The sequence below is a fragment of the Arthrobacter sp. RAF14 genome (assembly GCF_052114185.1).
GTDB lineage: Bacteria > Actinomycetota > Actinomycetes > Actinomycetales > Micrococcaceae > Arthrobacter_E.
Genome location: NZ_JBFREG010000006.1, coordinates 46,364 through 70,176, shown reverse-complemented (window position 1 = coordinate 70,176; position 23,813 = coordinate 46,364). Strand labels below are relative to the sequence as shown.

Here is a 23,813-nt window from a genome sequence, read left to right as displayed (position 1 = left end):
CAAACAACTGGAGCAACCACCGTGAGCAAGCGGACTTTTCAGCCGAATAACCGCCGTCGTGCCAAGAAGCACGGCTTCCGTCTTCGTATGCGTACCCGTGCAGGCCGCGCCATCCTGGCTGCCCGCCGTGGCAAGGGCCGCACTGAGCTCTCGGCGTAAAGCCGACTAGTCGACCCGAGCCAGGCCTGGCGTCACAGTGCTTCCCGCACAGAACCGCCTGCGGCTCCCTGCCGACTTCTCCACCACGCTTCGTTCCGGTGTCCGTGTAGGGCGCCGGAACTTAGTTCTATCTGCGTGCCTTTCGTCACCGGACTCACCGGGCCGCTTCGGCTTCATCGTGTCCAAGGCCGTCGGGAACGCTGTGGTCCGCAACCTCGTTAAGCGGAGGTTGAGAGAGATCGGTGCCCGGCTGCTGCAGGAGCACCCCACAGGAATCGATGTGGTGGTGCGGTCCCTGCCTGCGGCGGCACAGGCGGATTGGGAGGGACTCGTGGCGGACATGGAGCAGGCATTCGCCGTGGCACAGCGTCGTCTTGTCGCGCGCACGCGCGAGCGGACCGGGGCGGACACCGTCCCCGGCGAGGCTCAGGCGTGAGCGCGGCGGCCGCCGTCGTGCGCGGTGTCATCGATCTGCCGAGAAACATCCTGATCGGCGCGCTCAAGCTGTACCGCCTGGCGATCTCGCCCCTCTATGGGCAGGTGTGCCGGTATTTCCCCAGCTGTTCGGCCTATGCGCTGGAAGCGGTCACCGTCCATGGTGCGGTCAAGGGAAGCTGGCTCGCGGGCCGGCGCCTGCTGCACTGTCACCCGTGGAGCGAGGGCGGCCTGGACCCGGTGCCGGACGGTGGACGGTCCTGGCCGCCCGACCGGATTCCCCGGATCGTCATGCTGAACCATCCGCACGACCATCTGCCGCGCGACGGCGGGCCCGGCCCGGCCGCAGCCGAGGCCGCAGAAGCCAAGACCACTGAAGAAGAGCGCCGCTCAGCGGCCTGATTGAGGGACACATCATGGACATCTTTGGGGCGATACTGGCGCCTTTCAAATGGCTGGTCAGCATTGTCATGCTGGGCTTCCACGAAGCCTTCACGTTCCTGGGCCTGCCCAGTGAATCCGGTTGGACCTGGACCCTGTCCATCATCGGCCTGGTGGTCGTGATCCGTGCGGCCCTGATCCCGGTGTTCGTGAAGCAGATCCGCGCCCAGCGCGGTATGCAGCTTCTGCAGCCCGATCTGAAGAAGCTTCAAGAGAAGTACAAGGGCAAGACGGACCAGCTCTCCCGCCAGGCGATGGCGCAGGAGCAGATGGCCCTCTACAAGAAGCACGGCACCAACCCGTTCTCGGCCTGTCTCCCCATGCTGATCCAGATGCCGTTCTTCTTCTCCCTCTTCCAGGTGCTGTCCGGCATCTCTCAGGCGAAGGAGAAGGGCGAGGGCATCAGCGCCCTGAGCCATGAGAACGTCGTCGAGTTCGACAAGTCCTCCATCTTCGGCGCACCGCTGTCCTCCGCGCTGCTGCACGGTGGCGGGGTGTCCGTCTGGATCCTGTCCATCATCATGATCCTGGCGATGACCGCCTCGCAGTTCATCACCCAGAAGCAGATCATGGCCAAGAACATGTCCGAGGAAGCTCTGGCCAGCCCCTTCATGCGCCAGCAGAAGATGCTCCTCTACATCCTGCCGGTGGTCTTCGGCGTGGGCGGCATCAACTTCCCCATCGGTGTCCTGATCTACTGGACGGTCTCCAACCTCTGGACCATGGGACAGCAGTTCTACGTGATCCGCCGGATGCCGACCCCCGGTTCCCAGGCCGCCCGCGAGCTCAATGAGCGCCGCAAGGCCAAGGGTCTGGCTCCGATCGACGTGACCACGGGCAAGAAGGTCGCCCCGGAGGACATCCCGGCCGAGCCGGAGAAGCCCAAGGGCCAGCGCTACCAGCCGAGCCGCAAGAACAACCGGAAGAAGAAGAAGTGAGTGTAGAGACGCCGGCCGAGGAGACCACCGTGAGCGAGGCTCCGGAGAACGTGAACCGTCTTGACGAGGAGGGAGACGTCGCCGCGGACTACCTCGAAGAGCTTCTGGACATCGCCGACATCGATGGCGACATCGACATCGAGGTCCGCAACGGACGCACCTACATCTCGATCGAGGCCGAGGGCGAGGATCACGGCCTCGACAGCCTGGTGGGCGACGACGGCGAGGTCCTGGAGGCCCTGCAGGAGCTCGCTCGTCTGGCCGTCCTCTCCGCCACGGAGAACCGCTCGCGTCTGGTGCTGGACATCAACGGTTACCGCCGTGGCCGCACCGTCGAGCTCTCGAAGATCGCTCAGGACGCCGTGGACCGCGTGAAGAACGACGGCGGCCGCGTCGCGCTGGCGCCGATGAGCGCCTATGAGCGCAAGATCGTTCACGACGCCGTGGCCGAGCTCGGATTCGTGAGCGAGTCCGAGGGCGAAGGCCCCCGACGGCACATCGTGGTCAGCGCAGACTGACTCTTCACCCGCCCGGCCCCGCGAGGACCGGGCGGGTCACTTTTTCACGCAGCAAGCGCAAGTCATGGGCCGCCGGTCGGTCCACCGGAATCAGATCAGGAGAGGAACGGATGTCCCCCATCCAGGATGAGTCGGCGCAGAACGTCGAGGACGGTCATGAGGTGTCCGCAGCCGATCTCGCGTTGACCGGTGGCGAGCTGGAAGCCGCGCAGCGCATCTTCGGCGATCGCCTGCCTCTGGCGGAGCGCTACGTGCACCACCTGGCGACCTCGGGCATCGAACGTGGTCTGCTCGGACCGCGCGAAGTGCCCCGTCTGTGGAGCCGCCATGTCCTGAACTGCGCGGTCATCGAGTCGTGCATTCCGCAGGAAGCCGTGGTGGCCGACGTCGGGTCCGGTGCCGGCCTTCCTGGTCTCTGCCTGGCCATCGCCCGCCCGGACCTGAAGCTCACGCTGATCGAACCTCTCGAACGCCGCTGCATCTGGCTCCAGGAGGTCATCGACGATCTCGACCTGGACAATGTCGTGGTGTGGCGAGGACGGGCCGAGGCGGCTCTCGGGCTCGAGGATTTCACGGTGGTGACCGCCCGGGCTGTGAGTGCCCTGGACAAACTGGCACGCCTGACTCTTCCGCTGCTCTCCGGTCACGGTGAGCTGGTGGCCATCAAGGGCCGCAGTGCTCAGGAGGAGATCGAGAAGGCGCAGAAGGTGCTCAGGAAACTGGGTGCGGTGAAGACGGACATCGTGGTCTGTGGCGAGGGCCTTCTGGAAGAGTCCACGACGGTGGTCCGGGTGAAGGTCGGCAAGTAGGGCCGACGCCGGCGAGGACCGGTTCCGGGTCCGCCCGGGGTGGTCCATGGGGCACGCGCTCTGTGAAGCGCGCCAGTCAGCCGGGAGGCTGAGCAGTTAGGCTAGAAGTCGGTCGGAGAGATTTCCAGGAGAAAGAGTGTGTCCCGTGAGTGAACGCGAGAGTACCGTACACCGGATTCCGCCCTTCGTTCAGCTGGGTTCCGCACGTGCCGCCGATGTCCGGAGTGTTCCGACCCGGGATTCGGTAAAGAAACCTAATTCGGTTGATAACGCATCTAAAGAAGGCGTTTCACGTGAAACGTCTGCCAAGAAGGCGAGTACTGTGATCGATTCGATTGACGAGTCCAGCCCTATCGCGCGGCAGCTGGCCAGCGAGACGCGCAGGCGGGAGAAGCTTGCGGGCCGCGTGTTGCCCAAGCCGAAGGCCACGCGGGTCTTCACGGTGTCCAATCAGAAGGGTGGCGTCGGGAAGACGACCACCACGGTCAACATCGCCGCCGCGCTGGCTTCGGCCGGGCTGAACGTCCTGGTGATCGACATCGATCCGCAGGGCAATGCGTCGACGGCCCTCGGTATCGAACACCACGCCGAGGTCGACTCCATTTACGACGTGCTCATCAATGACCTTCCTCTGGCCGACGTGGTGGCGGACTGCCCGGATATCGATCGCCTCCAGTGCGCGCCGGCCACCATCCACCTGGCCGGCGCTGAGATCGAGCTCGTCTCTCTCGTGGCCCGTGAACAGCGGCTCCGCCGGGCCATCGATGTCTACGCCAAGCACCGTGAACAGCAGGGGCTCGAACGTCTCGACTTCATCTTCATCGACTGCCCGCCCAGCCTGGGCCTTCTGACGGTCAACGCGTTCTGTGCGGCGCAAGAGGTTCTCATCCCGATCCAGTGCGAATACTATGCGCTGGAGGGTCTGAGTCAGCTGCTCAAGAACATCGAGATGATTCAGAAGCATCTGAACGGCGATCTGCGAGTGTCGACCATTCTGCTCACCATGTATGACGGTCGCACCAACCTGGCGGCTCAGGTGGCTGCGGAAGTACGGGAGCACTTCCCGCAGGAAGTCCTCTCCGCGGTGATTCCCCGGTCCGTGAGGATCTCGGAGGCTCCGAGTTATCAGCAGACCGTGTTGACGTATGATCCGAATTCCAGTGGCGCGTTGTCTTACCTGGAAGCGGCTGCCGAGATCGCTGAGCGCAGCTGATGCGCACGCTAAACCCAACAGAGCAAAACCCCCAGCGATTGATTTCGCGCCATCGGAAGGAGGGAGGAATCCCACATGAGTGAAAAGCGACGTGGCCTGGGCCGTGGTCTGGGTGCCTTGATCCCCAATGCTGCCGATGCAGGCAGTGCAGCCCCGGCAACCCGCCCGGTGGATCTGTTCTTCCCCGCTCCTCAGCGAACCCGCGACCAGAATGGCGCACAGGCGACCGAAGCGAATCCCTCGCAGGAGGCGCCGGCCGGTGCTGAGAAGCCGCAGAAGGCCGCTCAGAGGACGACGAAGGCTTCGAGCGGCTCCCGCTCGGCGGTGACGTCCGAGAAGGCCTCTCAGGCCGAGGAGAGCTCTGCGAAGAAGTCTCCCGGTCGCGCACCGAAGGCGGCTGCCGCGGACGTCGACGGTTCGGCCGAAAAGGCTGCGCCCCGGGCCCGTCGGGCTCAGCCGGCAAAGGCCTCGGTTGGCGAAGCCGCGGCTCCTGAGTCCACTGATGCGGTGGATGCATCAATCTCCGTGAACTCCGAGGCTTCCCAGGATGGACTGGTTCCGGTACCCGGTGCCCAGTTCGCGGAGATCCCTGTCGGTGACATCTCCCCCAACCCTCGTCAGCCCCGTCAGGAGTTCGACGAGCAGGACATGGCGGAGCTGGTTCATTCCGTCCGTGAGATCGGCATCCTGCAGCCGATCGTGGTCCGCCGGAAGCCTGGTCAGGACGGTTTCGAACTGGTCATGGGTGAGCGCCGTTGGCGCGCCACTCAGGAGGCCGGCCTCGAAACGGTCCCTGCGATCATCCGTGAGACCACCGATGACGATCTCTTGCGTGATGCTCTGCTCGAGAACCTTCACCGCAGCCAGCTGAACCCGATTGAAGAAGCAGCCGCCTATCAGCAGCTCCTGGAAGATTTCGGCGCCACTCATGAAGAGCTGGCGGACAGGATCGGCCGTTCACGCCCCCAGGTGTCCAACACCATCCGTCTCCTGAAGCTTCCTCCCTTGGTCCAGCGCCGTGTGGCCGCTGGCGTCCTGTCCGCCGGTCATGCCCGTGCACTTCTCGGTCTTCCCGATGCGCCCGCTATGGAGCGTCTGGCTCAGCGGATCGTCGCCGAGGGTCTTTCCGTTCGTGCGACTGAGGAGGCGGTGGTTCTTTTCCAGGATCCCGCCGATCCGAAGAAGCCAACCGCGCCGAGGAACACGGCCCGGCATGAGCGGCTGGACTACCTGGCCACGTCTCTGGCCGACCGGCTTGACACGAACGTGAAGATCACGCTTGGAGCCCGAAAGGGACGTGTGAGCATTGAATTCGCTAGTGTTGACGATTTGAACCGTATCATGGACGTGATCAACCCGTCCTAAGCCTCCCGGGCTCCAAGGGGTCTGTGTTTCACGTGAAACACAGACCCCTTGTGCGCTGCCACCCGTCGCGAGCTCGCCCTACTCGATTGTCTTAAGAGGGCGCATGGTGACGAGAGTAGGGCTGCGTTATCAGTACTGACCTCACGGACAATGGCTCCCGTGACGGTTCTCTCTCGCGGACTCTACGGCAGCAGTAGACCCGTGCGTTCCCGTGCTCCGTACCCGGCAAGTCCCGCAGGACTCATCGGTGTCGTTCTGGGTTTTGACTTGGTCTGCCGGCGCTCCGGGTGACGCCTCCTCCATGTGGGGCACTGTCGACTGCCAATGGGGTCATTGATGTGAACCTGTGCGATCGAGCTACCGGAGGTGCTGGATTCTGAGTTCCATCCCCATCTCGGTTGGCCAACTAGGCTACTCTCGGCGATGTTTCACGTGAAACACAATCCGTAGTGACAGTGGCGAGCTCGCCGGGTCGCTCGTTGTGACCTCTCCCCCGGAGACTTAAAGCCTCGGAACTAACGCCGGACCGTAGATGCTGATGAGTGGTCGGGCGAACCAACGTTCCCTTCCGCGCCTGCTCCGACTGCAAAGTTGGCGGAGCCGCCAATTTCAGTCCTGCGCAGTTTGGGTCAATGTCATTGAATCCGCAGTCACTAGCTGCCTTTGCCGTCGTCGACACGGTGAGAGCCGCTGCGCGATCAGAGATGTCCCCTATTGGGCGATCCAGGTGATAAGTACGCGCGAAACAGATCTAGGAGGGATTCATACTGCTTGGGTGCTAGTGGGTGATCCTATGAGAGGCAGAAGATGAATCGAGTCGTCGCCTCGGTTCCCGTTCCACTGAATAGTGACAATGGGTCGTTGATCGCCCCCGCACAGACAGGTGCCGGCTGTCCATGTTTCACGTGAAACAGTACGGTGGGCAGTTAGAGCCCTTCGAATCAGCGCCCCATCCATGATAGAAATTCTCGGGTTCTCCGATTACGTCGATCCGGCCTACGGGTGCGTTCAAGTCGGTTCTGAGGGCCTCCGACTCCCATCTCGGGGGGTCGATGGGGTGCTGGCCCAAACACTGCGTCGTCAGGTCGCCGGTCTCCTGGGTGAGCTGCTCATGCTTCGTGAGCGGCGCACGGGGCCAAAGTCCTCGAGGTGTCCTTAGACGAGGACGCTCATAAACTGACAAAGGTTGTTCAGCAGATGATCGCTCACCTAGGACCTTTGAAGCAGACTTGCTCGGTGCTCCTCCGGTGACGATGGAAGGACTCGACCCAGAGTCGGCATTGCGCACCCCGCGGGTTAGATCATCCGACCTGAGATCGCCAAGCGTCGTTTCTGAGATGCGTTCCCGCGCCAACTCGGTCACGGCCCAGCAGTACATGCCTCCCCCGGGAGTCAAGAATGCGAAGCAGGACTGAACAAACCCGCGGGCGAGTCTAGGGAGTCGTTTCCCGTTAGCAACGCTCCCAAGGGCAATCTGCGGCCCGCCCCGTTGGACGTGATTCGAGGCTGCGGCCACACCACGTCGGCAGGCTCTGACAAGGGCTCGGGCGCGTTTCCGTGTGGTGGTTCGTCGGTGCGTGAGGGCCACTCTCTCCGATCAACTCGTCCATCGTGCCGTCGCCGTAGGGATGCGGAACGGCTGGAGGACCGAAGTCCGATGGTCTGCCGCCTGCTGATGGGACCAGAGTCGGTTGGATGGCGTGTCAGTGCGGCGTAGGAGTCCATTGGGCCTTCGAATCGGCCAGGGCCGAAGATGGGGTGTCCGAGACGTCCACGCCCCGGGAGTGGCCTGTCGAGGGCTATTCAACTGGGGCTGCCGATCCTGTAGCTTATGCCTCCGCTCGTGCAAACGGAGAGGACCGGAAGTGTGTTTCACGTGAAACAGTCATTGAACCTCTGGTCCTGGGCGACGGGAGGGCCTTTCCTTGGAGCCCTAGACCCGGTCGCTTGTCCGAGGCCGACCGAAAGGTTCGGGCCTCACTTGCTCCCCGACTCTGGTTGCCTGTCTGGTAAGGAACGTCTTGGGCTCGGAGCTTCATAGGTGATCAGACCGGGTGGGGCGCCACCTGTTCCTGAGCCACATCGGCATGGAAGATGGATTGTTCGGGTGCCGCTGTCTTCCTCATAGGGGCATCGTCAGGGTGTGTGGTTCGTCGGTCCGTGGAACGTGGATGGCCTCTTCCGCTGCGGCGAGAGCTGCTCCCCCGATGCCGTTCGGACGAAGTGCGTATCCGTCGATGAAGCCTTGGATGAGCGGCTTCGCGGCTGTGGAGATCGCCTGTGGATAACCGTGTGGATAGACCCATCGGCAGTTTCGTACTCGGGGTGCGTTCTCGCCGCGGTTTCCAGCATGGCTGTTGACAGCGTGCCTACCTCGGGAGGTGATCCTTGCGGGCCCAGCCTCCTGCGTGGGATGTCCCGGACAGCAGGTCGGTGGCCGCCGTCGACGAGCGTGTGTTTCGGAGATCAGTGCGGTTTCCTGATGAATTGGCATGTAGGAGCTAGAAATGCCTTGAATTTCCGGGGTTTTCGGACGGCTAGCTAGGTGGGAGATTCTGACTCCGTCGGGACCCACTTGGCCAACAGGAGCGTGTGTGAGCGGCAGTCGTGGGACCATCGAGTGTCGACGGCGCTCCATGTTTCACGTGAAACAGTACTGCGAACTTATCCATAGCCCTCTGTGGATAAGATGAGCGACGGTGTCGACAGCTCACTCTTCATCGGTAGGACGCCTGTGGATTTCGCTGTGGATAAAGTATGTGGATGACGTGGTGGATTCTCGAGCTGGACGGTCTGAACTGTCACCTCAGGAGTAGGCCGGTCTGGAGCTAGGACATCCCCGACACGTGGTTCCATCCGGATGCACGGCGGACCGCAGCCCGGCATTGAACCGGTGAACGAATCCGTTGGGTGTCCTCAATGGGAGTACTGGTTGCACGACGTCGCCGAGATACCACCCTGGCTGATGCAGCTGGGTGGTTGGTGGTGAGGCGTGAATGTTGTCTCGGACGTGGAGGTTGGCCTCGAGCAGTGACTCCTTCGCTCGTATGGCCCATCGCGCTAACTCTGTCTCTGTGCGGTGCTGGACTGTGGAGCCGTGTATCTGGGCGACTCTCCCCTGCGGCGTGTCCGTTCCGTGTGAGAGGGCGGCGGATCCTCACGGGCGATAGTGGAGCCAGGACGTGGCGCAGCCTGTGGATAGCTCACGCGGTCGACCAGGGCAGCGTGGGCGAGGCCCGAGGTTTGGCATGGCGTTCTGGTACTCGGCCCGGTCCCGAGTCCGCCTTCCGAGCGGCTGTTCGTTTCACGTGAAACAACGCGATCACTTCGGACGGATGGATCGTCGCGAGCGGACATAAGTAGACGAAGGCTCGGACTCCTGGGTTACGCATTCAGCACGGCGCTCTGGATCGCGTACTTCGGAATGGGAGGCAATCTGGAAGCTCCAGAGCACGGACGCGGGCGTGGGCGCCAGAGGCCTTAACCGGCCCCCACCCTACCCCGACCGCCCCGTCCCGGGCTGCCCCGCGCTGCGGATGCGGGTCGGCGGTCGCTTTGCAGTCCTGCCCGCGGCCCGGATCTCGAGCGGACAAGTGAGGCGCATTGGACTTCTCCGCGTGGCTACTGAGGTGTACCAATGATCATCGCGGAGTATCAGCATGGTGAGGTCCTTCGGCGATCGGGCCTCCTCGGAGTGGCGCGGTGACTTTTCACCATAGGCTCCGGAGGTACGGGGCAATACCCACCCTTCAAACGCTGTGCCTTCCTGTGAACCTCAGCGATCGCGAAGCAGCACCGATCGTCCCGACTTGCGATACCGGAAGACCGCGGACTTCAGCGCAGCTTGGGTTGATGAATCGGATCCGCGGATCCGGGCCATTTGCTCCCCCGGACATGTCCATACACCCCGGATCCTCATCATGGCTGACGGGGCTCACCAGCCCGGGTGTTCGTCCATCACGACACCGCTTGTTCAGCGTTCCTGGAGGGGTGAGTGAGGGCAGCGCGTCGTAGAAGGCCGCTGCGTTGAATGAGTGTTCCTCTGTACTGTCTGCATAGCGGTCCGTGTACTGCGCCGGCTACCGGGGACAACCTCCGCACGATTGGGGACGCTGAATATCCACGCGCCGGGCGATGGATGCGCTTCAGGCCTTCCCACCGTGGAGACCTCAGGAAGGCGATGCTCGACGTCGACCGGACCAAAGGGCGCGGCACGGGTGGCCGGTGCCCAGTCAGGTGGTGTCACGAGGGTGGCCCAGGTCATGCTTCAGTGCCCAAGGGACCCCTCGTGGATGACACCCCTCGCAATTGGCGGTCTCTCAACGTACGCCAGGCAGTCGAGCATCTGGGAGCCTGGAGGACGACCCGGGGATCTCGGGAGTGCAGAAGGGACTCGGAGGGCCTCTGCGGGGCATTGAGCGGCTCCAGGGCGCTGCTGAGTGGCTCAGCTCACGTGGGGAGTCTAAGCCGGGCGGGCGCAAGGTTCCTCACCTCGTAGGAACTCCTTTGATGGATCCGAAGAGGGCGCCGACTCCCCTCTCCGTGAGGGCGCGCGTTAGTGGGGGCGGCGGCACCCCTGAAGGAACCTGGTGGGTCCGCTTCGGGAGATCATGTGGGTGTGGGTGTCACGTGGCTCCGTGGTGGCTCATCCGCGGAACCACCGGTGAGAGTTGGAAACAGGGATCTCATCACGGACGAGCATGATCCGGTCGTGTACGTGCCTAGCCTCAGGTCTCGTGCACGTGGAACAGTCCGGCGTGAGTATGCCGGGGTGGCTGGGATCTGGATCGCGCCGCTCCGCGCCCGGAGTGGGAACCCTGTGAGCCCCTCCGTGAGTTCGGCGAGATCCCGAGGTCGGCTCCTACAACTACTTGGAGGGTCGGTGGCTCCGAAGGCCCACGGGTCACCGAACGGCCGCCACGGCGCAGCCTTGGGGCGTGCTGGTCAGGATAGAGCTGAGGAAGGCTCCCTGACGCATCCTGGCCCGCTCTCCCCGTGGCTCTGGGTATTCGCCCTGGGACTCAGATGGACGCGAAGTGCTGAGGTTCAGAAGATCCGGTCGCCACACCGGCGGTCGCTGCTTCGGAGGCTACAGGGCCGTTCAGAAGGCCACCGGAGCTCACTCCATGAGGCCGAAGGCTGTGGGTGCCTTCTCCCCTAAATGACGGACGAGAAGACGCTGCAAGGTTGATATTGAGTTTCCTTGATCAACGCAGGCTCGGTTCCTTGAGGACGGCGCACGGCTCGGTAGGACCGATACACAGGCGGTCCAAACGGGCGGAGGACGAGCCAGAGCGCTGTAGCCGAGGATCTTCTGGACCTTCGGGCCGACGAGCTGGAGCCCCTGCCTCCGAGCGCAGGTTCGCCCGCTGAATAGTCTTCACCCCACTCGGCATTCACCGCTACAGGGCAATTGCTCCCTTTGGCTGCGCCCCGCCACCAGTCAGTTCCGCACCCGCGGCCGTGGGCGGACCGATGGGATTGGAGAAGCCAAGACCTCCAGATGATCCCTTGGTGGATACCCATCCACCAGCGCCTGCGTAGGCGCCATGGCCTCAAGCAGCCTGCAGTCTCCTGAAAGCGGACGGGGTTTGAGCGGTCTCTGGAGCGAAGAACTGATTCCTCCTGGTGTGCAACGGAGAGTCGGACGCTGATCGGTGTACGGCCCCCGGTCAGCCTAGGGTATTCACCTAATTCACTGAATTCACTTGAGATTCGGCTCGTCACTCGGCAGGAGATCACTCAGGTCTGCAGCCAAGGTCCGAGGGTTCAGGTTCTGATCATGCAGGCGGCGTTCCCTGCTGGTTCCCTGCTCAGGGATTCGGACCCACTGGGAATCCGGCCGCCTAAGACTCTCCGGGACGGGCTACTGGCAACGTGTGCAGCTCGCAATCCTGAGTGGATGGTGCACCCTCAGGGCGTTGGGGCGAGGTGCGGAGTTGCCGAGAATGAGTCCGCTCCGATGCTCGAAGTCTCGATATGCACGCTGTCGCCCGGGTGTCGGTACCACGACATCGGACCGCGGTTCGATCCCCCGTGTTTCACGTGAAACACCAAAAAGGGACCCGGCGCTGAGGCGCCAGGTCCCTTTCATGCGGCTGCTCACCGCAAGGCGGTTGTTCAGCCGAGAACGTCGGCGAACTCCTTTTCGAAGTACTGCTTCGGGTAAGCACCCGTCACCGTGTTCTTCACCTCGCCGCCCTGGAACAGGTAGACGGCCGGGATGGAAGTGATTCCGTACTTGGAGGCGACGGCGGGGTTGTCGTCGACGTTCACCTTCACGACCTCGACCTTGTCAGAGTTCTCCTCTGCGATCTGGTCCAGGATCGGGCTCAGCCGGCGGCAGGGACCGCACCATTCCGCCCAGAAATCAACGATCACGGGCTTTTCAGCCTTGAGAACGTCGTTCTCAAAGCTTGCGTCGGTAACGTCCTTGGCGTTGCTCATGGTTTCCTTCTTTCCTCGGAATTCTCAGTGGTTTTGGAGGTAGTGCTCGACATCGATGGCCGCGACGCAACCGGAGGCGGCTGCGGTGATGGCCTGGCGGTACTTCGGGTCGATCACATCGCCGGCGGCGAAGACGCCGGGCAGGCTCGTCTTCGAGGTGCGGCCGTCCACCGCGATGGTCCCATCCGCCGTCAGATCAAGGACACCCTTGAACAGCTCGGTGCGGGGGTCGTTGCCGATGGCGACGAAGAGGCCCGTGACCGGGAGCTCGTCTTCGACGTCGGTCACGAGGTTGCGGATCCGGATGCCCGTGACCTTGTCCTCACCGATGACGTCCACGACTTCACTGTCCCACACGAAGTCGATCTTCTCGTGGGTCAGGGCGCGGTCGGCCATGATCTTGGAGGCGCGCAGTTCCTTGCGGCGGTGGACCACCGTGACCTTGGACGCGAACTTGGTCAGGAACAGCGCCTCCTCCATTGCGGAGTCGCCACCACCGATGACAGCGATGTTCTGATCCTTGAAGAAGAAACCGTCACAGGTTGCGCACCAGCTGACGCCGTGACCGGAGAGCCGCTTCTCGTTCTCAAGGCCCAGCTCGCGGTAGGCGGAACCGGTGGAGACGATGACGGTGCGGGCCCGGTGGGTTTCGCCGTTGCCGAGGGTCACGGACTTCACCTCGCCGTCGAGGTCCACGGAGACGACATCCTCGTACTCCACCTGAGCGCCGAACCGGCTGGCCTGCTGCTCCAGATTGTCCATCAGATCAGGACCCTGGATGCCTTCAGGGAAGCCCGGGAAGTTCTCCACCTCGGTGGTGTTCATCAGCTCGCCACCGGCGGTCACGGAGCCTGCGAACACGATCGGGTTGAGCTTGGCACGTGCCGTGTAGATGGCAGCGGTGTACCCAGCGGGACCGGATCCGATGATGATGACGTCGTGGACCTCAGGGGCCGTGGTTTCTTGCGTGCTCACGTGGGTGGAATCCTCTTCCTCGCTCAAGCCAAACGAATGCGGCAGAGGGCACAACAGAACGGAGCGCTGAACTATTCCGTCAAAGAAGTGGCCCCAGGCCTCTTCTCAGAGTACCTGGGGCCAGTCGACTACTGAATTTTGATTTCCGACAATCGCAGTCCGTACGGGAACTGCGTCCGTGGAGCGGCCAGGCGCGGCAGCGCCGTGATGTCCATGATCACGTACTGTGTCGTGATCTCGCCGCCCACGGCCATGGTCAGGTTCGGGCCGGTGAACGAGTTGCTGGCCACCTGCTTGGCCCCGTCCAGGCTGGGCTTGTCGTTGGTGTACAGGGTCACCGAACCACCGGAGCCGCCAAGCTGGGTCAGCGTGATCGACTTGACCTGTGCGGGCTGCTTCAGCTTGACCACGAGCGGGATGCTCTTGACCAGGCCTCCCCAGTTCTCCGAACCGAACTCCATATTGGACCAGTACGTCGCATTGTTACCGTCGATGGCCTTGGGCAGATCCTTGTCGAACCCGGCGGCGAAGTCGAAGTCACCCAGGCGCGTGAGCGAATCGATCGCCGGAGGCGCGGCGACGGGCGCCGTGCTGGGCGGCGGCTGCGAGCCGGAATTCGCCGAGGTCGGGGCCGTCGTGGTCGTCTTGCTTGCGCTCGGAGCTCCCGAATTGAAGATCGTGCCCAGATTGCTCACCGCGAACACCAGGGCGGCGATCAGCACGACCACCAGCACCCCGCCGACGATCCAGCGGGTGCTGCGGTTCTCCGGGGCAGGTGCTTCCTCGTCGTCGTCCGTCTCGGTGTCGAAACCGAGCATCTGACCCCTCGCAGCTGCGGGGAAATGACCCGCTTCGCGACGGTCCGACTCCGCGGAGTTCGCGGACGGCTGGAGGAAGGCCGCCGTCTCGGGCGCCGCGGCGGCGGCACCGGCATCGCGGCGGTCCTCATCGTTCCACACCGTCACCTTGGGCTGCTCAGTCGCCGTGGGTCGCTCAGTGGCAGCGGGTTCCCGGGTGCGGGTCACAGGCTCAGTGGCCGGAGCCGTCGGAGCCACCGGAGCCGGGCGCTCGGGTTCCGCGGCGACCTGCTCACCCGGAGCGGTCCGCGGGGCGTCGTCCTCGGGGTTCCAGCCCTGCTCCGAGTCGTAGTGGATGACCTCACCCGAGGTCTCGTCGTACCGGCCGCCGTAAGTCTCCGGCTCCCGGGAACGCTCCTCCCCGAAGATCTCGCTGCCGAGGGTCTCCGTGAAGAACGGCTCGACGTATGGCGCGTCCGTGGCGACCAGCAGATCCAGCAGATCAGGGGCACTCGAATGGCTGGTGATCAAGTAGGTCAGGCCATCGGTGACTCCCAGGTCCAGCACCTGCATGGCTCCCGGGCGTTCCCCGGTGGCCACTTCGCGGGCGCTCTGCGAGAGCTGTTCCGAGTTCTGGTCGCTCGCCACCAGGATGCTGACCGGGCGGTTCAGGACCTGGTCCACACCGTCCAGCACCTGATCGCGGTCATGGGAGAGCAACACCGAGCCTGTGACCTTGTAGCGGCCACCCAGGACGGATCCTGCCTCGATCTGCTGGGACATCACAACCTCCTCAGGCCCCGGGAAGACACGGGGTGTTTCGAGTTTCGATCCTATCGGAGGTCAGATGGGAAGTGGGGATTCTCCCCCGAGCGCCCCTGGTATGTGTGACGGCCGAGCTGCGGCAGCTCCGACGGCGGCGCCCAGAGCCAGTCGCGGAACACCGTCAGCAGGCTCCTCCGGCCGTCCGCGCGAACCGCGGTGTCCTCGTCCCCGTAGTGCGGCGTGGACGAATGGCCGCCTCCCACGGGCCGTGAGAGACCCTCCCCCACGTCCTCGGCGCTCGGTGCGGCACGGAAGGACTCGGAGTCGAAACCACCCGAGATCCGGGGCAGCAGTCCGGTGTCCATGGAGACGGCGGGGACGGCGCCCGTGGGGAGCTCTTCCCGGGCGGCGTCACGGCGGACGTGCTCCGCCGGGGCGGAGGGGACCGACGACGGCGCGGCGGGCGCCGTCGTCGTGCTCTCACCGCTTGTGGGGCGGATGAAGCGGGCCAGCAGCGGGCGCAGCAGGTCACGGAGCTCCTCGACGTGGAAGACCCGCAGGAGCAGGACATAGGCGGCCAGCATGACGGGGGCCGCCACGCAGATCGACAGCAGAGCCGCCGCCTGGTTATGCCACAGGAAACCGTCCGCACGGTAGGCGCCGAACAGCCACAGGACCACTCCGCCGGCCAGAGCTGAGCCGATGCCGGCGTACCCCATGCGGATGTAGGAGTTGATGATCCGCGGGCCGTCCAGGTGGCCCAGGACCCGGCGCAGGAAGAACGCGCTGATGAGCACGGAGAGGATGTTCCCCACGGAGTAGAGGCCGGCGATCGCGTAGATGATCATCTCGGCCGGCAGGAACTGGATGGCGAAGGCGCCCACCAGGTTCAGCACGGCCAGCGCGAGCTGCACATAGAACGGGGTCCGGGCGTCCTCGCGGGAGTAGAACACCCTGGTCATCATGAAGTTGATGCTGAGGCACGGGCTCGTCAGCGCCAGGATGGACAGTGTGATGGCCAGGAGGGCGCCGTCCTGCGGCTTGCCGGCCGAGAAGAACATGCCGATCGGCGCGGCCAGGACCAGGAGGGCGATGGCGCTGAACACGATCGCCACCGCGCTGGTGCGGAGGCCGTTGGAGAGGGCCGCGCGGAGGCCGCGCACGTCGTTGTCCAGGGACGCCTTGGCCATGCGGTTGAACAGGACCGTGGCCAGGGACAGCGAGATGATCGAGTGCGGCAGGAAGTACAGCTGGCTGGCGATCTCCAGCACCGCGTTACCGGCGATGGGCGGCGAGCCCTCCGGTGCGTTGGCGCGCACGGCGCCCGGGATGGTCGCGATCTTCATCACGTAGAGGAAGGCCAGCTGGCTGACCACCGTGGTCAGCAGCGCCCAGGAGCCGACCTTGGCCGCAGCACCGAGACCCACTCCGCGCCAGCCGAAACGGGGCCGCAGACCCAGCTTGAGGCGGCGCAGCGGGATGAACAGGAGCGCCGTCTGCACGATGACACCCAGGGTGGAGAAGCCCGCAACCAGGATGGTCTGGGTGGTCCCCCAATTGTCCAGGGTGTGGGGATTGCCGGCGCTGGCGCCGAAGATGGCGACGAAGAGTCCCAGGCCGCCGATGGCCACCAGGTTGTTGACGATGGGCGCCCACATGGCCGGCGCGAAGGCGCCGTGTGCGTTGAGGACCTGCGTGAGAAGCGCGTACAGCCCGTAGAAGAAGATCTGCGGCAGACAGTAGACCGCGAAGGTGACGGCCAGGCTCATCTGCGCCGGACCGTATCCCGAGGTGGTGGCCTGGATCAGCAGGGGCGCGCACAGCGTGACCAGCGCCGTCAGCGTGAACATGACGAGCACGGCCAGGGTCATGAGGCGGCTGATGTAATCCGCCCCGCTGTCCGGCGCGCGGCTCGCCTTGAGGATCTGCGGCACCAGCACGGCGTTGAAGACGCCACCCGCCACGAGCACGAAGACCATGTTCGGCAGGTTGTTGGCGTTGACGAACGTGTCCGTGACCGAGGAGCCCAGGCCGAGCGCCGCGATCAGCAGCCACGACTTCACGAAGCCGAGGATCCTGGAGATCAGGGTGCCCGCCGCCATGAGGGCGCTGGCGCGTGAATCGCTGGCGCGGGAGGCTGCGGAGGTCGGGGAGTTCAGGGCCGCATCGGCCTTTTTCGCGTGAGACATCCCCAGTATCGTCTCACTCCTGGCCGCTCACTTGTCTGAGGCACGGGTCTGAGGCGCAGGTCTGAGGCGCGGGTCTGAGGCGCAGGCCGCGACCGTCTCTCAGGAGGGCAGGTGACCGGGAAGGAGTTCCCGGGCGAGGTCGGCGATCCGCCGCTCGTTGGGGAAGGAGAGGCGGCGTGCCAGATCGGCCAGCGGGACCCAGGCGACGTCGACCGCCTCATGGTCCGGATCGTTCTCGATGGTGAGCTCGCCGCCCGTGGCTTCCAGAAGATAGTGGTGCACGGTCTTGTGAACCCGGTGGCTGGTCACGGTGAACCAGTAATCGATGCTGCCCAGGGGTGTGAGGATGCTTCCCTCGATGCCGGTCTCCTCCGCGATTTCGCGGACCGCGGCGGCCTCATTGCTCTCGGAGCCTTCCGGATGGCCCTTCGGCAGGCACCATTCCAGGCGGCCTCCGCGGTTGATGCGGGCGATGATGGCCACCGGCAGCTGCGGGGAGGACGTGTCCACGACGACGCCGCCGGCCGAGACCTCCTCCACGGTGGGCAGAGGGGTGGTGAAGTTCTGGTTTGCTGGCGCAATGTGGGCACCGATCGCCGAGGGCAGGGGCGCGCTGTTCCTCCTGTTCGGAGCGCTCGGTACTGGATTGGCCATGCCCATAACTCTATCGAGCTTTCAGGTGCCTGAGGACCGGTCCCTGTCTTGGCGCGGGCTGACGCGGCCCGGGACCGCATTGGGGACCAGTGCCGGAAACATGACAAGCTTGGACCACTATGGTGAGTGAATTTCAGGGTGGCGCAGCCGATTCCGTCGGTTTCCATCTCGACCCCGTGATCCTGGAACTGGGCCGGCTCTTCGCGGATGCAGGGCATGACCTCTCCTTGGTCGGCGGACCGGTACGCGATCTGTTCCTCGGCCGGGATGCCCTGGACCTGGACTTCACCACCGACGCAACCCCGGACCGCACCCTGGCCCTCATCAAACCGTGGGCGGACACGCACTGGGAGATCGGCAAGGCCTTCGGCACCATCGGACTGCGGAAGTCCGGGTTCCAGATCGAGATCACCACGTACCGCGCCGAGTCCTATGACCCGGAGTCGCGCAAGCCGGTGGTCGCATTCGGCACCTCCCTGGAGGACGACCTCTTCCGCCGTGACTTCACGATCAATGCCATGGCGCTCCGCCTGCCCAGCCGCCAGCTGGTGGATCCTTTCGGTGGGCTGAGGGATCTCCGGGCGGGGATCCTTGACACGCCGGGAACGGCCGAGGCGTCCTTCTCCGACGATCCTCTCCGCATGATGCGGGCCGCGCGTTTCGCCTCGCAGCTGGATGTGGGGGTCAGCGAGGACGTCCGCGCGGCGATGACCGACATGGCTGACCGCATCTCGATCATCTCCGCCGAGCGGGTCAGGGACGAGCTGGTGAAGCTCATCAACGGCGCCCGCCCGCGGGTCGGCGTCGACCTCCTGGTGGAGACCGGGCTGGCCGACCGTGTGCTGCCCGAGGTGTCCGCGCTCCGCCTGGAGGCGGACGAGCACCACCGTCACAAGGACGTCTACCAGCACTCGCTGCAGGTGCTGGAGCAGGCCGCCGATCTGGAGACGGACGACGACGGCGCGGTGCCGGGTCCCGACTTCGTGCTGCGGTTCGCGGCGCTCATGCATGACATCGGCAAGCCGGCGACGCGCCGCTTCGAAGACGGTGGTGCCGTGAGCTTCCGCCATCACGATGTGGTGGGCGCCAAGCTCGTGACCAAGCGGATGAAGGCGCTGCGTTTCGACAACGACACCATCAAGGCCGTGGCCCGTCTGGTGGAGCTGCACATGCGCTTCTACGGTTACGGCGACGCGGGCTGGACCGATTCCGCGGTCCGCCGCTACATCACGGATGCCGGCCCGCACCTCGAACGGCTGCACCGTCTCACGCGCTCCGATGTGACCACCCGGAACCGTCGGAAGGCGGAGCGGCTGGCGTTCGCCTACGACGATCTGGAGCAGCGGATCGCCGAGCTGCGGGAGCGGGAGGCGCTGGACGCGGTCCGCCCGGACCTGGACGGCCAGCAGATCATGCAGCTTCTGGATCTCCGCCCCGGGCCCGTGGTGGGCCGCGCGTACAAGCACCTCCTCGAGCTGAGGATGGAGCACGGGCCCCTCGACGCCGAGCGGGCCGAGCGGGAGCTGCGCGCCTGGTGGGCGCAGCAGCCCGAGTCCCAGGCCGCCGTCGACGGCCCTGACAACTGAAGGACAGCCATGAACGCCTCCCCCAACCCGGATCTCCCCCAGCTGTGGCTCCTGCGCCACGGAGAGACCGAATGGTCCAAGAGCGGCCAGTACACCGGCCTGACCGACCTGCCGCTCACCGAGGAGGGTGAGCGCCAGGCGCTCCGCGCGGGCGGGGTTCTGAAGGGGATGGAGTTCCGTGAGGTGCTCACATCGCCCTTGCAGCGTGCCCGGCGGACGGCTGAACTCGCAGGCTTCCCCGATGCTCAGCCCGAGCCGGACGCCGTGGAGTGGGATTACGGCGACTACGAGGGTGTCAACTCCGCGGACGTGCGGGCCCAGAATCCCGGCTACCTGATCTGGACGGACGGTGTGCCCAACGGCGAGACGATCACGCAGGTGGCCGAGCGGGCGGACCGGATCGTCGAGCGCGTCCGGGCCGGGGGCGCCGGTGACGTGCTGGTGGTGGCCCACGGTCATTTCTGCCGCATTCTGGCGGCCCGCTGGCTGGAGCTCGACCCCGTCGAGGGGCGCCACTTCCTGCTGGGCACCGCGCGGGTGTGCACGCTCGGCTGGGACAAGAAGACCCCCGCCGTGGTGTCCTGGGGGCTGTAGGCCCTTCGGAGGCCCTCCTGGAGAGAGCTTTGAGAACGCCCCCGGCCCCGTCGGCCGGGGGCGTTCTCCGTCCCGGACAAGCCACGGTGACGGGCCGTATCAACCGTTCCGGAAGGCCGTGCGAATTACCGGCGGTCGACGTCCGATAACGTTCGAGCGCGTTTCCCGGAAAAGAATTTAAGAAATTTTCCGGGAAAGTGCCGTTCCGGGGTGGCGGACCCTGAAAACTTCCTGTACGTTGTTTAACGTTCCCTTCAGAGCAAGGGAGCGAAACCCGGTCAGTGCCCCGTGTCGTCGCCTCGTGTGACCACTGCGTGCCGGACCGGGATGGTAACTATCGGCGTCAAGAGAAAAGGAGGTTGCGACATGAATATCACCAAGATCACCGCACTGTACACGGATGTGCACACGTTTGGCGGAGTGGCAGCCTCCCGTACCTGGCCCCGGCGCGCAGCATAGTTCTGCGTTCGGTCCCGCCATGGAGCGGGGACCGCTCCTCACGGCAGCAGTAGCGCTGCCACTCCGCCTGCGGGCATTCTCACCCTGATGCATCCCGGCATTCTCTGAATTCCGGCGTTTCGCATCAGTCGCACCCTGAATTCTTTGTGAATTTCTTTTCGTGGAATTCCCATGCCTCGGCACTGAATTCTTTCCTTTTCATTCCACTGATGATTCACTGCGCCCGAAAACAGAGGAAATCATGATCATCGTCGCTTTCGACGACCCCATTCCCGCCTCGCCGAGACACAAGGAGCGTGTCAGCGAGGCAACGTCCAGGTCCCGGAGCCCCGAGCTCCGCGACAAGAACCCGCACCACACGAAGGGGGGTGTGCCCTCATGAGGAAGTTTCCCAAAGAATCCCTGGTCTTCCAGCAGCAGAGCCGGTTCAGCAACCAGGAGATCAGCAGCCGGACCCTGGAGCAGACCCGTGATGACGTGTTCGTCCAGATCCACCTGATGAACACGCTGCGCTGAGCCGTACTGACAGACGGCACAGCATGGCGCTCACAGACCGCGGCGCCTCACGACGCAGAGGCATCGCAACACCGGCGGAAGCCCCGGGTGAAGCAGACACCCGGGGCTTCCGTGTGCCCGCGGTCCCGGCCCGGGGCCACCGCGCACGTCATCCCCAGCATCGGCCGCATCGTGGCCGGTAGGCTCGTGGCATGGCAGGACATGGTGCTCCCAGGACCCGGACGCGGCTGGTGGTCCCCACCCGCGCGGACTCGCTCCTGAGCCGTTTCACGGAACTGGTGGGCGGTCCCCTGGGGCGGCGGACCGCGCCGGGCGTGGTCTCCCCCGGTTTCTTCACCGTGGACCGCGTCCTCGTGCTGCTGACGGTCGTCGCCGCGCTCGTCGCCCTGGCCATCAAGTCCTTCTGCCGGGTCCAGGGCTGGGGTGGCGCCGGGGCGTATTACGGCACGTGCTACTCGGACTTCCCCACGCTCCTCGGCGGGCCGGCTTTCACCGGTGGATCCCTACCCGTCTTCACCCCGGACGTCCGCTTCGAGTATCCGGTGCTGCTCGGCGTCGTCGCGGCGCTCACCGCACTGGCCGTGCCGGGAAGCGGGGGCGATGCCCAGCGCGCCCTCGGCTACTTCGACCTCAATTCCTTCCTGGTCGTGGCCCTGTGGATCGGCACGGTGCTGGTCACCGCGCGGCTGGCCCACCGGAGGAAATGGGACGCCGCGATGGTGGCGCTGGCGCCCGGGATCATCACTGCGGGTTTCATCAACTGGGACCTGTGGGCCGTGTTCGCGCTCTCCCTCGCCCTGCTCTGCTTCGCCCGGCGGCGTCCGGTGTGGGCGGGGGTGTGGATCGGGGTGGGTGCGTCGTTCAAGTTCTACCCGCTCCTCCTGCTGATCGCCGTCCTGATCCTCGCGATCCGGAGCGGGACGATCCGCACCTTCGGGCGGACGGTGCTGGGCTGCTGCGCGGCGCTGCTCGCGGTCAACGTCCCGTTCGCGCTGTTCAACCCGGGGGCGTTCCGGTACTTCTTCGACTTCGCCTTCTCCCGGGGAGCGGGGTTCTCCTCCCTCTGGGAATCCTGGAACCTCGTGGCCGCCCGGCTGGGGCAGCCCGCCCTGAGCGCCACCCAGGTGAACGTGGCGGCGGTGCTGTGCTTCGCCGTCGCGGTGCTGCTGATCGCCGCCCTGGCCCTCGCGGTCCCGCGGCGACCGCGGCTGGCGCAGGTCCTGTTCCTCCTGGTGGCCGCGTTCATCCTCTGCAACAAGGTCTACTCACCCCAGTTCGTCCTCTGGCTGATCCCGCTGGCCGCTCTCGCCCGGCCCGTGTGGCGTGATTTCCTGCTGTGGCAGGCCGCGGAAGTGCTGCATTGGGCCGCCATCTGGATGTATCTGGGCGCCGGCGCCAGCGGCAGCGGTCCGCAGCACAACATCGACGTCCCCTACTATGTCTGCGCCGTGCTCCTGCACATGGGCGCCACCTTCTACCTCATGGTCCGCGTCGCCTGGGACATGATGCATCCGGACGACGACGCAGTGCAGGCCGGCGGTGTGGACGACCCTCAGGGCGGCGTCTTCGACCGCAGCCCGGACCGGCTGAGGCTTCAGCCCCGCCGTCCCCGCACCGTGCCACCGGCACTCGCGGACCCAGGGCCATTGAACACAGCATCACCGAACTCAGACACCCCGAACTCGGAAACACCGAAGGAAGAGGCCGAGGCCCAGCCGTGAACATCCAGCTCCGACGCGCAACCATCATGACCTTCGTGGTCTTCGGCATCAACGGACTCGTGTTCGCCAGCTGGGCGTCACGCATCCCGGCGGTCGCCGCGACCCTGCAGCTCTCCCCCGGCGAGATCGGCGGTCTCCTGCTCTGCATGGCTGTCGGATCCCTCGTCGCCCTGCCCAGCGCGGGCTGGTGTGTGAACCGGATCGGGGTGGCGAACACCATCCGGGTGGCGAGCGTGCTCTGTGCCCTCGCCGTCTCCGGGGTGGCCACCGGTCTCGCCCTCCACTCTGTCCCGGTCACGGGCGCCAGCCTCGTGGTGATCGGCATGGGCATCGGGCTGTGGGACGTCTCCCAGAACATCGAGGGCGCCGACGTCGAACATCAACTGGGGCGCACCATCATGCCGCAGTTCCACGCGGCGTTCAGCGGCGGGGCGTTCGTGGGGGCACTGCTCGGCGCCGGGCTCTCCGCTGCGGGCGTGGGGCTGCCGGTTCACATGATCGGCATCGCGGTGCTCGTCGTGGTGATGGGCCTGGCCGCACCACGGTACTTCCTGCCCCACACGCCGGAGGAGCACGAAGAGGCGCCCGCCGGAGGCCGGATGTTCGCCTGGAAGGAACTGCGCACCCTGCTGATCGGCGTGGTGGTCATGGGCGCCACTCTGAGCGAAGGCGCCGGAAACGACTGGATCGCCAAGGGCACCGTGGACGGGCTGCACCAGAGCGAATCCACGGGAGCCCTGGTCTTCGCCGTGTTCGTGGCCGGCATGACCGTCTTCCGGGTGCTCGGAGCCGGGCTGATCGACCGGTTCGGACGTGTGGCGGTGCTGCGGGGCAGCATGCTGGCGGCCGCCGCCGGTCTGGCCTTGTTCTGCTGGAGTGGAACCCTCTGGCTCGCGATCCTGGGCGCGCTGCTGTGGGGCGCGGGCGCCGCGCTGACCTTCCCCATGGGCATGTCGGCCGCCGCGGACGATCCACGCCTGGCCGCCGCCCGGGTGTCCGTGGTCTCCACGGTGGGCTACGTGGCGTTCCTGGCGGGCCCGCCCGTGCTCGGATTCCTGGCCGACCACCTCGGGGTGCGCAACGCACTGCTCTTCATCGGGATCCCGATCGTGCTCGCCGCGGTCCTGGCGTCCGCGGCCAAGCCGCTCAGCGTGGAGCGTACGCCCCGCTGACCGTCCGGGGTCCACCTGAGGGCGTACCGCCGTCGTCGGGAATCATCCGGCGGACAGAGG

Annotated in this window: 18 protein-coding genes; 13 read left to right on the top strand and 5 right to left on the bottom strand. The window is 65.2% G+C overall.

The genetic code is table 11. The features are described from left to right. Positions 1-21: 21 nt before the first annotated feature. The 8 genes from rpmH to AB4Y75_RS13250 all read left to right on the top strand — a co-directional run bounded on the left by rpmH (position 22) and on the right by AB4Y75_RS13250 (position 5,878). Positions 22-159, top strand: coding sequence for a 50S ribosomal protein L34 (gene rpmH / locus AB4Y75_RS13285; protein ID WP_003800212.1), 138 nt, complete (start codon positions 22-24; stop codon positions 157-159). 37 nt (positions 160-196) lie between these two features. Beyond that, positions 197-595, top strand: coding sequence for a ribonuclease P protein component (rnpA, locus tag AB4Y75_RS13280; protein ID WP_441436353.1), 399 nt, complete (start codon positions 197-199; stop codon positions 593-595). Then, positions 592-996 carry a membrane protein insertion efficiency factor YidD gene (gene yidD / locus AB4Y75_RS13275; RefSeq protein WP_441436352.1) on the top strand — a complete coding sequence of 135 codons (405 nt, stop codon included), beginning with the start codon at positions 592-594 and terminating at the stop codon, positions 994-996. The genes rnpA and yidD overlap by 4 nt, the downstream gene beginning before the upstream one ends. 14 nt (positions 997-1,010) lie before the next feature. After that, positions 1,011-1,973 carry a membrane protein insertase YidC gene (gene yidC / locus AB4Y75_RS13270; RefSeq protein WP_278267712.1) on the top strand — a complete coding sequence of 321 codons (963 nt, stop codon included), beginning with the start codon at positions 1,011-1,013 and terminating at the stop codon, positions 1,971-1,973. Further along, entirely contained in the window at positions 1,970-2,491 is a 522-nt protein-coding gene (locus AB4Y75_RS13265; RefSeq protein WP_441436351.1) for a Jag family protein, read from the top strand. Before yidC ends, AB4Y75_RS13265 begins: the two co-directional genes overlap by 4 nt. A 110-nt stretch (positions 2,492-2,601) precedes the next feature. Next, the gene (gene rsmG, locus AB4Y75_RS13260; RefSeq protein WP_441436350.1) at positions 2,602-3,300 is read left to right on the top strand and encodes a 16S rRNA (guanine(527)-N(7))-methyltransferase RsmG; all 699 of its coding nucleotides are present in this window, start codon (positions 2,602-2,604) and stop codon (positions 3,298-3,300) included. A gap of 145 nt (positions 3,301-3,445) precedes the next feature. Next, positions 3,446-4,513, top strand: a complete 1,068-nt coding sequence (locus tag AB4Y75_RS13255) for a ParA family protein (RefSeq protein ID WP_441436349.1) — start codon at positions 3,446-3,448, stop codon at positions 4,511-4,513. 75 nt (positions 4,514-4,588) lie between these two features. After that, positions 4,589-5,878, top strand: coding sequence for a ParB/RepB/Spo0J family partition protein (locus AB4Y75_RS13250; RefSeq protein ID WP_441436348.1), 1,290 nt, complete (start codon positions 4,589-4,591; stop codon positions 5,876-5,878). Between the two features lie 6,120 nt (positions 5,879-11,998). On the opposite strand, the gene trxA is transcribed toward AB4Y75_RS13250, so the two are convergent. The 5 genes from trxA to AB4Y75_RS13225 all read right to left on the bottom strand — a co-directional run bounded on the left by trxA (position 11,999) and on the right by AB4Y75_RS13225 (position 17,657). Continuing rightward, positions 11,999-12,325, bottom strand: coding sequence for a thioredoxin (gene trxA, locus AB4Y75_RS13245; RefSeq protein ID WP_441436347.1), 327 nt, complete (start codon positions 12,323-12,325; stop codon positions 11,999-12,001). A 24-nt stretch (positions 12,326-12,349) separates the two neighbouring features. Further along, entirely contained in the window at positions 12,350-13,300 is a 951-nt protein-coding gene (gene trxB, locus AB4Y75_RS13240) for a thioredoxin-disulfide reductase (protein WP_441436346.1), read from the bottom strand. A gap of 128 nt (positions 13,301-13,428) precedes the next feature. Further along, a complete protein-coding gene (locus AB4Y75_RS13235; protein WP_441436345.1) occupies positions 13,429-14,880 on the bottom strand; it encodes an ABC transporter substrate-binding protein in 1,452 nt (483 codons plus the stop codon). Between the two features lie 50 nt (positions 14,881-14,930). After that, positions 14,931-17,051, bottom strand: a complete 2,121-nt coding sequence (gene murJ / locus AB4Y75_RS13230) for a murein biosynthesis integral membrane protein MurJ (RefSeq protein ID WP_441436344.1) — start codon at positions 17,049-17,051, stop codon at positions 14,931-14,933. A gap of 99 nt (positions 17,052-17,150) precedes the next feature. Continuing rightward, a complete protein-coding gene (locus AB4Y75_RS13225) occupies positions 17,151-17,657 on the bottom strand; it encodes an NUDIX hydrolase (RefSeq protein WP_441436505.1) in 507 nt (168 codons plus the stop codon). 170 nt (positions 17,658-17,827) lie between these two features. On the opposite strand from AB4Y75_RS13225, the gene AB4Y75_RS13220 reads away from it, so the two are divergent. From AB4Y75_RS13220 to AB4Y75_RS13200, 5 genes are all read left to right on the top strand, one after another. Next, entirely contained in the window at positions 17,828-19,291 is a 1,464-nt protein-coding gene (locus tag AB4Y75_RS13220; RefSeq protein WP_441436343.1) for a CCA tRNA nucleotidyltransferase, read from the top strand. Positions 19,292-19,300: 9 nt separating this feature from the next. Then, positions 19,301-19,885: a histidine phosphatase family protein gene (locus AB4Y75_RS13215; protein WP_441436342.1), complete on the top strand. Its 585-nt coding sequence runs from the start codon at positions 19,301-19,303 to the stop codon at positions 19,883-19,885. An 837-nt stretch (positions 19,886-20,722) separates the two neighbouring features. Beyond that, entirely contained in the window at positions 20,723-20,860 is a 138-nt protein-coding gene (locus AB4Y75_RS13210) for a hypothetical protein (protein ID WP_441436341.1), read from the top strand. Between the two features lie 191 nt (positions 20,861-21,051). Then, positions 21,052-22,581 carry a glycosyltransferase family 87 protein gene (locus AB4Y75_RS13205; RefSeq protein WP_441436340.1) on the top strand — a complete coding sequence of 510 codons (1,530 nt, stop codon included), beginning with the start codon at positions 21,052-21,054 and terminating at the stop codon, positions 22,579-22,581. A 26-nt stretch (positions 22,582-22,607) separates the two neighbouring features. After that, on the top strand, positions 22,608-23,753 hold the full coding sequence (locus AB4Y75_RS13200; protein ID WP_441436504.1) for an MFS transporter: 1,146 nt from the start codon (positions 22,608-22,610) through the stop codon (positions 23,751-23,753). The last annotated feature ends 60 nt before the right edge of the window (positions 23,754-23,813 follow it).

Bases quoted from the DNA above. Each gene is read 5' to 3' on its own strand.
- AB4Y75_RS13200 (WP_441436504.1), top strand. From the start codon at position 22,608: ATGACCTTCGTGGTCTTCGGCATCAACGGACTCGTGTTCGCCAGCTGG.
- trxA (WP_441436347.1), bottom strand. From the start codon at position 12,325: ATGAGCAACGCCAAGGACGTTACCGACGCAAGCTTTGAGAACGACGTT.
- AB4Y75_RS13235 (WP_441436345.1), bottom strand. From the start codon at position 14,880: ATGTCCCAGCAGATCGAGGCAGGATCCGTCCTGGGTGGCCGCTACAAG.
- rsmG (WP_441436350.1), top strand. From the start codon at position 2,602: ATGTCCCCCATCCAGGATGAGTCGGCGCAGAACGTCGAGGACGGTCAT.
- AB4Y75_RS13205 (WP_441436340.1), top strand. From the start codon at position 21,052: ATGGCAGGACATGGTGCTCCCAGGACCCGGACGCGGCTGGTGGTCCCC.
- AB4Y75_RS13215 (WP_441436342.1), top strand. From the start codon at position 19,301: ATGAACGCCTCCCCCAACCCGGATCTCCCCCAGCTGTGGCTCCTGCGC.
- murJ (WP_441436344.1), bottom strand. From the start codon at position 17,051: ATGTCTCACGCGAAAAAGGCCGATGCGGCCCTGAACTCCCCGACCTCC.
- yidC (WP_278267712.1), top strand. From the start codon at position 1,011: ATGGACATCTTTGGGGCGATACTGGCGCCTTTCAAATGGCTGGTCAGC.
- AB4Y75_RS13210 (WP_441436341.1), top strand. From the start codon at position 20,723: ATGAGGAAGTTTCCCAAAGAATCCCTGGTCTTCCAGCAGCAGAGCCGG.
- AB4Y75_RS13250 (WP_441436348.1), top strand. From the start codon at position 4,589: ATGAGTGAAAAGCGACGTGGCCTGGGCCGTGGTCTGGGTGCCTTGATC.